Below are 10,301 nucleotides of genomic sequence, written 5' to 3' on the forward strand. Positions count from 1 at the left end.
ACCAAAAGTAACGAAGGAATTTAAATTTACCGTCACGCACCAATTGATATTCTATCTTTCTATCATCTAACTAAAGACATAGAGCCTTTTTCATACTTTAGATAGTAGCGAAAATACTGATATCTTCTCCGCCAAAATTTATTAAGTAAACTTTTGTAACAGCGAAAAATTGGACACACCTATCGAAAAAAAGTTCATGTATGCCTCAGACAATATCTAGTAGGCTTAAAGTGTAAAGAGATATTAAAGGTTTCTAAATATCTATCTACCCGAAAAGGGTGAAACGATAGAAAGATAAGTTTATGCCTTATTTCTTGCTTTTAATTTTTTCAAAATTTTATTAATAAGTGGCGTTGTTTTAGGCAGTATCTTAGCCTGAGTGCGTTTTGGCAAATTTACTGTGGTCAAAGTCTTGTAACTTAATTTGTAATTAAAATTTAGTCTCAAGTTAAAAATCCACAGTCCAAATTATAAAGTAATTAATGACTTGATTTTTTACGCAATATAGATGCGTAAATTAGTAAGTGTAACCTTTACTTAACTGTTGATTTTTAATTTTAACTGCACACTCCGTAATTATTCCAGAGGAATAGCCCATGATTGAAAAGCAAACATATACAACTCTTGGTGGTGTTAATATATCTCGCACGGTAACGGAAGTTGAGATTAACGCAGCTTTAGAAGATATTTTGTTTCACCTCGATTCAAAGCGTGGAGGTTTGCTCAAAAGTAGTTACGAATATCCGGGACGATATAAAAGATGGGCGATCGGATTTGTAAATCCACCTCTGGAAGTGGCAACCCGAGATAAAGGTTTTACTATTACAGCGCTGAACGAACGAGGTGAAATTCTTTTACCGATGCTGTTACAGCGGTTATCCGAGCATCCGCAATTGTCGGAAGTAAAGGTTGATAATACACAAAAGATTACTGGTGGTGTTAAACCCACAGAACAATTTTTTACAGAAGAAGAACGCAGTAAACAACCTTCGGCTTTTACGGTTATTCGCGATATTTTACAAGTTTTTTACAGCGATCAGGACGAGCATTTAGGGCTTTACGGTGCGTTCGGTTACGACTTGGTGTTTCAGTTTGAACCGATTTCTCAACGTTTGCAGCGTGCGGACGATCAAAGGGATTTAGTTTTATATCTACCGGATGAATTGGTAGTTGTTGACTATTATTTACAACGCGCTTACCGTTTGAGCTACGAATTTGAAACAGCACAAGGTAGCACCGATAATCTTCCTCGCACGGGTGAATCTGTAGATTATAGAGGTAAACGGCTGACCCCCGAACAAAAATCGGATCATGAAACCGGCGAATATGCAAAGCAGGTAGAAGGTGCGCTTGATTATTTCCGTCGAGGGGATTTATTTGAAGTTGTACCTTCACAAAATTTCTCTATAACCAGTGAGACTGCACCTTCGGAATTATTTACAACTTTACAGGAAATTAATCCTAGCCCTTACGGCTTTATATTTAACTTGGGTGGGGAATACATTATTGGTTCTTCTCCGGAAATCTTTGTCCGAGTTGACGGTAGACGGGTAGAAACTTGTCCGATTAGCGGCACGATCGCACGAGGAAGAGACGCTTTAGATGATGCTACGCAAATTCGTCAGCTGCTAAATTCATTCAAAGACGAATCCGAATTAACCATGTGTACCGACGTAGACCGCAACGATAAATCGCGGATTTGCGAACCAGGTTCGGTACGGGTAATTGGTCGCCGTCAAATTGAAATGTACAGTCATTTAATTCATACCGTAGACCATGTAGAAGGGTTGTTAAGACCTGATTTTGATGCTTTAGATGCGTTTTTGACTCATACCTGGGCTGTGACGGTTACGGGCGCACCGAAGAAGTCAGCCATCGAGTTTCTCGAACAGCACGAACGCAGCGCTAGACGTTGGTATGGTGGAGCGGTAGGCTGGTTGAACTTTAACGGTAATTTGAATACCGGATTGATTTTGCGGACTATTCGACTCAAAGATTCAGTTGCAGAAGTACGAGTTGGGGCAACGGTGTTGTATGATTCGATTCCCGCAGCCGAAGAGCAAGAAACTTTAACTAAAGCCGCAGCAGCTTTTGAAACTATTCGCCGTGCTAAGGAGAAATCCAAAGCCTCGGAATCTAGCTTAACTTCGTTGAGTACTGGTATTCCCAATGCCGAACCGGGTAAACGCATCTTATTAATTGACTGCGAAGACTCTTTTGTTCACACCTTAGCTAACTACATTCGTCAAACTGGGGCTTCTGTAAAAACACTGCGACACGGTTTTGATGAATCGCTTTTTGATACTGAAAAACCGGATTTAGTTGTATTGTCTCCAGGTCCTGGTAGACCAAATGATTTTAAAGTACCTCAAACTGTAGCCGCTTGCGTGAGTCGTAATATTCCGATTTTCGGGGTGTGTTTGGGATTGCAAGGTATTGTGGAAGCTTTTGGTGGAGAATTGGGAGTTTTAGATTATCCCCAACACGGTAAACCTTCGCGGATTAATGTTACCGATTCGAGTGCAGTGATGTTCAAGGATTTACCCGCATCTTTTATAGTCGGTAGATATCATTCCTTGTTTGCATTACCAGAAAAGTTTCCTCAAGAGTTGAAAGTGACAGCGATGTCAGAGGACGATGTAATCATGGCGATCGAACATAGAACATTGCCGATCGCAGCGGTACAGTTTCACCCCGAATCGATTATGACTTTAGCGGGTGAGGTTGGGTTAGCAATGATTAAAAATGTGGTTTACAAGTATACGAGGTCAGGGGAATCGGAAGTTGTTTCCGTTAGTTAGGATTTGTGAAAAATAGCGAGAATGCGGGTGTAAATGCCCGTATTCTTGAATAAAAAAGATTAAAGATTAAAAAACCTTACTAGACGCGGAGGACGCGGAGGGAAGAAGTAAGTAGAGTTTGAAGTTTTTGAGAATCAATAATTATTAAGGGAGAAAAATGTATGAAACTTGGCTCGCTCGCTTTATCACTTATATCTGGAACAGTAACGTTGCTGGGTTTAGGGTTTAGTACAATAAAGGTGAATGCTCAAACAACTTTTCCTTTTGAGGCTACTTACAAAACAGAAAGCGTTTTTGAACCGATTCAAGGTAACGTGTTTAAGTCAACTGTAATAGGTGAAAGTACTGATGCACCCTATGATTTGACTAACTTTATCAAAATGAATTACATCGAAAGAAATGATGATGCGGGAATGCAAACAATAGTTGCAGATGCGACAGAGTTGGGTATTGAAGGATTACCAATTCTCTCCGATACATTTTTTGGTCGCGGTAACGATAAATTATTTGCAACCACTACTGGTAATGTTACACAAAACTTTGAAGATTTTACAACATCAATTTCTGGTACTACCACTATTGCGGGTGGAGAAGGCAATTTTGAAGGTGCGACAGGGAGTTTAACGCTTTCGGAAAACACGATCTTCAATCCGAATGCAACAACGGAACCTAGCACCACAGGTACAGCCGTATTAACTGGTTCCTTTACAGTACCTCAAAAAGTGCCAGAAGCGGGAAATAGTGCGACTTTAATTGGTATGGGAATAATTGGTGCTGTTTTTTCATTGCATAAACGTCACTATTTCGTCACTAAGTAATTTATAGCAAGCAATAATGAAGTCAAGCTCCCGTTACCTGTTATAAGAAAGTAATATTATGAATAATGTCTCAATTATCAATAAAATTAATATGTTAACTAAACCCCGTCACATACTTGATGAAATAGTCTTGCACAAAAGGCAAGAAGTTGCTCAAATGCGCTTGCAGTCTCCTTTAGCTAAGGTACAAGAACAACTAAAAGATGCACCGAAAGTCCGAGATTTTTTACAGGCTTTACAAGATAATTCCCATCATCCTAGTTTGATTGCAGAAGTAAAAAAAGCATCGCCAAGCAAAGGAATTATTCGGGAAGATTTTGACCCGATAAGTATAGCTCAAGCGTATGAAAGAGGCGGTGCTGCTTGCCTTTCAGTGCTTACCGATGCTAAGTTTTTTCAAGGTAGTTTTGATAACTTACGTAATGTGAGAAAAAGCGTAGAATTACCTTTATTATGTAAAGAATTTATCATCGACTTATATCAAATATATTTAGCTAGAACTGCGGGTGCTGATGCGGTACTGTTGATTGCAGGTATTTTATCTGACGTACAATTGAAAGACTTCTTGCGAGTAATTCACAGTTTGAAAATGACAGGTTTGGTGGAAGTCCATACCTTAGCAGAATTAGATAGAGTCATAAGACTTTCTGACATAAAGTTAGTCGGGATTAACAACCGGAATCTCAAGAATTTTACTGTCGATTTAGCAAATACTGAAGAATTGATTGCTCAACGAAAATCGCAATTACAAAGCTTTGGTATTACTGTTGTCAGCGAATCAGGTATATACACACCCGAAGATTTAGCCTTCGCGAATCAGGTTGGCGCTCGTGCCGTTTTGGTAGGAGAATCTTTAGTGAAGCAACCCGACGTGGAAGATGCGGTACGGAAGTTGCTCAACTAATGAGGAGTTAAGAATTAGGAGTTAGGAAATTAAAGCGGATAAGTATTGACTTTTAGCCTTTAATTACTCCTAATTTCTTACTCTTGTTTGAAGATTTAATTCAAAATCCAAAATCCTTTGGTGAATTATGAAAGCAATGGCGATCGCACAATTTGGGAGTCCAGAGGTCTTCACCGAGATAGATGTGGATAAACCGGCACCTGGAAAAAATCAGGTTTTGGTTAAGGTTTACGCGACATCGATTAATCCTGCTGATGTTGGGGTGCGTAGTGGAATGTTTGGTTCGAGGATGAAACTACCCGTAATTCTCGGTTATGACGTTTCTGGTGTAGTTGAAGCAGTTGGTGAAGATGTCGAGGATTTCAAGGTTGGAGATGAGGTTTACTATGCGATCGCCTTAATGGATGGAGATGGTGCAAATGCTGAATATCATGTAGCAAATCAATCTATAGTTGCTCGCAAACCGATAAATTTATCTCATATAGAAGCTGCTAGCGTTCCCGTTGCAGGTGGTACTGCTTGGGCTGCTTTAATTGATAGAGCAGATATTAAAGTTGGTGAAAGCGTTTTGATTCACGGTGGTGGAGGTGGTGTAGGTTCCTTTGCAATTCAAATTGCTAAAGCTGCTGGTGCTTACGTTTATACAACCTGCGGCAATTATGACTTTGAGATGGTTCAATCGCTTGGTGTAAGCAAAGTCATTGACTACCGCAAGGACAACTTTATCGATATCATCATCAAGGAAACGGGAGGACAAGGAGTTGACGTTGTTTTAACTACCGTCGGTGGTGATATTTTAGCTAAAAGTTTGCCAATAATTAAAGCTGATGGTCGTGCAGTGACGATAACGGCTATAGGAGGAGACTTAAATGCAGCGATTTTCAAAAATATTACAGTTCATTTTGTACACCTAGAAAATCCCCGGATGAAGTTAGAAGCTTTAAAAAATTTAATTGAACGCGGACAAATTAAGCCTGTTGTGGGAATGACTTTTCCGCTAAATGAAATTGCTCAAGCACACCGAAAAATTGAAGAAGGTGGTAAAGATGTACGGGGAAAAATTGCCATAAAAGTTGCAATTTAATATTCACCAATTATCAATGTCCAATTACAACCAACTAATAACTAATAACTAATAACATGGCTGCAATATCTCAACGCTTTGAAGAACTCAAAAAATCCAATACCTGCGCTTTAATTCCGTTTATTACAGCGGGAGATCCGGATTTAGAAACTACTGCCAAAGCACTGAAAATTCTAGATAAAAACGGTGCTAGCTTTATAGAATTGGGCGTTCCTTATTCTGACCCTTTAGCTGATGGCCCGGTAATTCAAGCTGCTGCGACTCGTGCTTTGCAAAATGGTACAAAATTAGACCATGTTTTGCAAATGTTGAAGACATTAACCCCTCAATTGCAAGCACCGATTATTCTATTTACTTATTACAATCCGATTTTAAATTTAGGGATTAAAGAGTTTTTAGCGAAAGTTGCTGAAGTTGGGGTGAAAGGGTTAGTAGTTCCCGATTTACCCTTAGAAGAAGCCGAGAATTTGATTCAGTCTGCTCAAGAATTTGACATAGAGCTAACTTTGCTCGTAGCACCTACAAGTTCTAAAGATCGGATAAATGCGATCGCTAAATATTCTCAGGGTTTTATCTACCTTGTGAGTGTAACTGGTGTTACCGGAATACGTACTAGTTTGGAAGGTAGAGTCAAAGATTTATTACAAGAAATGCGCGGAATGACCGATAAAGCCATCGGACTTGGTTTCGGTATATCCGGTACGGAACAAGCAACTCAAGCTAAAGATTGGGGTGCGGATGCGGTAATCGTTGGTAGCGCATTTGTCAAAAGATTAGCAAACGGTACCCCCGAAGAAGGATTGCAAGCAGTCGAAGAACTTTGCAAAGAACTCAAAGCCGCAATATCTAGCGAGCAGTTAGTTAAGAGCTAATAGGTGATGGGTAATGGGTAATAGTTAGGAGTTAGGAGTTAAAAGTTAAGAATTATCTTCCCCTTGTCTCCTTGTCCCCCTCATCATCCCATGCCCAACTACCAATTACCAACTACCAATTTTCAAATTACCTAAAGGAATACAAATCAAAATGGTCAGCACTCCAGACATCAGTACCAAAACTTCATCAGTAGCTCGTCCCGATAGCTTGGGAAGATTCGGAAAGTTCGGCGGAAAGTACGTTCCTGAAACTTTAATGCCCGCATTAAGTGAATTGGAAACTGCTTACGAAAAGTATCGTCATGACCCCGATTTCAAAGCTGAATTAGATGGTTTACTACGGGATTATGTGGGAAGACCAAGCCCCTTATATTTCGCAGAACGTTTGACGCAACATTACGCTAAGCCCGACGGTACGGGAGCGCAAATTTACTTAAAGCGCGAAGACTTAAATCATACTGGCGCTCATAAAATTAATAATGCTTTAGCTCAAGTATTGTTAGCGAAACGCATGGGTAAACAGCGGATTATTGCCGAAACCGGAGCCGGACAGCACGGAGTTGCCACTGCTACTGCTTGCGCTCGGTTTGGCTTGAAGTGCGTGATTTTCATGGGCGTTCAAGACATGGAAAGACAAGCGCTCAACGTATTTCGGATGCGGTTGATGGGAGCAGAAGTTAGTCCGGTAGAAGCAGGAACCGGAACCCTCAAGGATGCAACCTCCGAAGCAATTCGCGATTGGGTAACAAATGTCGAAACCACACATTACATTTTAGGTTCGGTTGCAGGACCCCATCCTTACCCAATGTTGGTACGCGATTATCACGCCATAATCGGTACGGAAACTCGCAATCAATGTGACGAAAAATGGGGAGGATTACCCGATATTTTGTTAGCTTGTGTCGGTGGTGGTTCCAATGCAATGGGATTATTTCACGAATTTGTTAACGAAGAATCCGTGCGCTTGATTGGAGTTGAAGCCGCAGGTGAAGGTGTAAATACCGAAAAACACGCCGCAACTTTGACAAAAGGAAGAGTCGGAGTACTGCACGGTGCGATGAGTTATTTGCTGCAAGATAATGACGGACAAATTATCGAAGCGCACTCAATCAGCGCCGGTTTGGACTATCCCGGAGTTGGTCCCGAACATAGTTTTCTCAAAGATATGAATCGCGCTGAATATTACAGCGTCACCGATGAGGAAGCCTTAGCAGCATTTAGAAAAGTGTCGGAATTAGAAGGAATTATTCCCGCATTAGAAACCGCTCACGCCTTTGCTTATCTAGAAACACTTTGTCCTCAGCTAGATGGCAATCCTCGGATTGTAATCAACTGTTCCGGTAGAGGTGACAAAGACGTGCAAACCGTAGTTAAAGTAATTAATCTTTAGTCAAGGATTGAAGAGCCATTAAATGACTCTTCATTCTCGTTACAAGGTTCTACCTTGTAATGCATTTCCGTGAGGCTCCGCCTCCAGATTCAGTGGAAGGCAGAGCCTTCCATACAGGGGTTCCCAGCCAGAGACTGGGAACCAGTAATAACGCAATAAAATAAAATTTACTGCTTGCAGTTAGCGGTGAGAGTTGTCACTAAATGACTCTTCATTCTCGTTACAAGGTTCTACCTTGTAATGCATTTCCGGGAGGCTCCGCCTCCAGATTCAGTGGAAGGCAGAGCCTTCCATACAGGGGTTCCCAGCCAGAGACTGGGAACCAGTAATAACGCAATAAAATAAAATTTATAAATACTTTTCAAACCTCTTATTTATAAGAAAGCAATCCAAAATCTAAAATCTAAAATCGAATGACCCAAACTTTAGTTAACAATTCCTCAACTGTGGACACTCGGTGGTCTACTTTATTGCAACAGCTACTTAATAAAGAATCCCTCAGCGTCAATCAAGCTACCGAATTAATTGAAGGATGGCTTGCAGATGCGATTCCTCCCGTACTTTCCGGCGCGATTTTAACGGCAATTCAAGCTAAAGGAGTCTCCCCAGAAGAATTGGTGGGTATGGCTCAAGTTTTGCAATCTCAGTCTTTAGGGGGAATCGAAAATCAAGAATCTCAGTTTCCCTTAATAGATACTTGCGGAACTGGGGGAGATGGTGCTTCCACCTTCAATATTTCTACAGCCGTCGCTTTTGTTGCTGCTGCTGCGGGGGTAAAGGTTGCCAAACACGGTAATCGTTCGGCTTCTAGTAAAACTGGTTCTGCTGACGTACTGGAATCTTTGGGTATAAATCTTCAAGCCGACCCCAAAAAAGTGCGATCGGCAGTCGATGAAATCGGCGTGACATTTCTGTTTGCACCCGGTTGGCATCCAGCTTTAAAGCCTGTAGCTCCTTTGCGGAAAACTTTAAAAATTCGGACTATTTTTAACCTGCTCGGACCGCTAGTAAATCCGATGCATCCTACAGGACAAGTTATCGGTGTATCCGACCCGTTTTTAGTGCAAACGATCGCTCAAGCTTTATCTCAACTGGGAATTCGTCGAGGAATCGTAATTCACGGACGAGAAAGGTTAGATGAAGGGGGTTTGGGTGATGTTAACGATCTGGCGATCGTTGAGAATGGGGAAGTAAGTTTATTAGAATTGACGGCTGAAAAATTAGGTTTAACTCCCGCACCAATTGGGGCTTTAAAAGGTGGAGAAGTTCAAGAAAACGCCGATATTTTGCAAGCTGTTTTACAAGGAAAAGGTACCCAAGCGCAATTAGATGTAGTCGCTTTAAACACAGCTTTAGCTTTAGAAGTTGGTGAAGCTGTTGAAGGTAAAGATATTTTAGAACGTTGTACCAAAGGTGTCGCGATCGCTAAAGACGTTTTGAAAAGTGGCGAAGCTTGGAAAAAATTAGAACAGCTTGCGGAATTTTTGAAATAAATAGGAGTTGGACATTGGATAATATTGTTTTGATTCGATGTCCTAGTAAACAAAATATTCATTCTCAAATTAATGATTTTTTTTAATCATCTTTTGATTTTTTATTTAGTTAAAATTTAATAGTTTTTTTACTAGTGTATTTTACAGTCATTTTACTATGTGTTAGGGCTACTACAAGTCTGCTTTTTAAAGGGGACGTGGTAATTTTATTTTGTAGAATACTCGTTTTTATGTCTTTTAAAGCACAAGCTACACTCAGATTATTTTTGCGAAGTATGTGTATAAAAAAAGATATCTAAAGAAACGAATGATTCATCAAAATATTATTCATAGTATTTAAAATATAAATAAATTATTCTAAAGTGTAGACGTTTGGGGAACAGGTTTACAAGTAAAAGTTGGAGAATATTTATACTGTTGTTTTTTATTGCTTAGCATCTTCATTCTTAAGCAATAGTTTAAATATTCATCAATGTAATTAACCCGAACAGATTCAAGCATTTTTGTTAGTAAGTTGTCAAAGAATTGACTTTATAAGAGATTGAGAAACATTCAATATTTTGTTTCTTAACTCAGTTAAAAAATCCTAGGAGAATCATTCACATGGCAGAAGATATGAACAATCAACCTGTAGGAAATTCAGGTAGTGAAGGCAGCGGTGACATGGAAGAACTTCTTCGTCAGAGTCCTTTCGGTGTCCTACTTGAAATAAAAGGCGCAGATGGAGAAAACATAGAAGCAAAAGATATATTCGGGAACCTGGGTGGTTCAATGGGTGGTGGTGAAGGTGGCCCTCCATCCGGTATGGATACAAGTGATTTGCCTTACGGTGGAAATCCTTTCGCAGGCGACAACTTCTGGACTATTTTCAATGGAGGCGTAAACCCTGCTGAAGCTTCTGGCGGCGGTTTTGGCGGCGGAATGCCCTCTGGTGAAGGT

8 protein-coding genes are annotated in these 10,301 nt (G+C 40.3%); all 8 read left to right on the top strand.

The window, feature by feature from the left end; all coding sequences use genetic code 11:
• Positions 1-596 precede the first annotated feature (596 nt).
• Positions 597-2,801 (top strand): anthranilate synthase, encoded by a 2,205-nt coding sequence (locus tag VB797_RS11470; protein ID WP_323237809.1) that lies wholly within the window; start codon positions 597-599, stop codon positions 2,799-2,801.
• A gap of 161 nt (positions 2,802-2,962) precedes the next feature.
• A complete protein-coding gene (locus tag VB797_RS11475; RefSeq protein WP_323237810.1) occupies positions 2,963-3,619 on the top strand; it encodes a hypothetical protein in 657 nt (218 codons plus the stop codon).
• A 58-nt stretch (positions 3,620-3,677) separates the two neighbouring features.
• Positions 3,678-4,523, top strand: a complete 846-nt coding sequence (trpC, locus tag VB797_RS11480; RefSeq protein ID WP_323237811.1) for an indole-3-glycerol phosphate synthase TrpC — start codon at positions 3,678-3,680, stop codon at positions 4,521-4,523.
• 136 nt (positions 4,524-4,659) lie between these two features.
• Positions 4,660-5,607, top strand: a complete 948-nt coding sequence (locus VB797_RS11485) for a zinc-binding dehydrogenase (protein WP_323237812.1) — start codon at positions 4,660-4,662, stop codon at positions 5,605-5,607.
• A gap of 56 nt (positions 5,608-5,663) precedes the next feature.
• The gene (trpA, locus tag VB797_RS11490; RefSeq protein WP_323237813.1) at positions 5,664-6,479 is read left to right on the top strand and encodes a tryptophan synthase subunit alpha; all 816 of its coding nucleotides are present in this window, start codon (positions 5,664-5,666) and stop codon (positions 6,477-6,479) included.
• Between the two features lie 151 nt (positions 6,480-6,630).
• A complete protein-coding gene (trpB, locus tag VB797_RS11495) occupies positions 6,631-7,869 on the top strand; it encodes a tryptophan synthase subunit beta (RefSeq protein ID WP_323237814.1) in 1,239 nt (412 codons plus the stop codon).
• 413 nt (positions 7,870-8,282) lie between these two features.
• A complete protein-coding gene (gene trpD / locus VB797_RS11500; RefSeq protein ID WP_323237815.1) occupies positions 8,283-9,362 on the top strand; it encodes an anthranilate phosphoribosyltransferase in 1,080 nt (359 codons plus the stop codon).
• A 603-nt stretch (positions 9,363-9,965) separates the two neighbouring features.
• Positions 9,966-10,301, top strand: a 336-nt coding sequence (locus VB797_RS11505; protein ID WP_416350858.1) for a hypothetical protein, incomplete at its 3' end; no start/stop codon positions are given.

The sequence above is a fragment of the Rivularia sp. UHCC 0363 genome (assembly GCF_034931125.1).
Classification (GTDB): domain Bacteria; phylum Cyanobacteriota; class Cyanobacteriia; order Cyanobacteriales; family Nostocaceae; genus Rivularia.

Excerpts from the sequence above, each read along its gene's own strand:
- VB797_RS11485 (WP_323237812.1), top strand. The coding sequence starts at position 4,660 with ATGGCGATCGCACAATTTGGGAGTCCAGAGGTCTTCACCGAGATAGAT.
- VB797_RS11475 (WP_323237810.1), top strand. The coding sequence starts at position 2,963 with ATGAAACTTGGCTCGCTCGCTTTATCACTTATATCTGGAACAGTAACG.
- trpA (WP_323237813.1), top strand. The coding sequence starts at position 5,664 with ATGGCTGCAATATCTCAACGCTTTGAAGAACTCAAAAAATCCAATACC.
- trpC (WP_323237811.1), top strand. The coding sequence starts at position 3,678 with ATGAATAATGTCTCAATTATCAATAAAATTAATATGTTAACTAAACCC.
- trpB (WP_323237814.1), top strand. The coding sequence starts at position 6,631 with ATGGTCAGCACTCCAGACATCAGTACCAAAACTTCATCAGTAGCTCGT.
- VB797_RS11470 (WP_323237809.1), top strand. The coding sequence starts at position 597 with ATGATTGAAAAGCAAACATATACAACTCTTGGTGGTGTTAATATATCT.
- trpD (WP_323237815.1), top strand. The coding sequence starts at position 8,283 with ATGACCCAAACTTTAGTTAACAATTCCTCAACTGTGGACACTCGGTGG.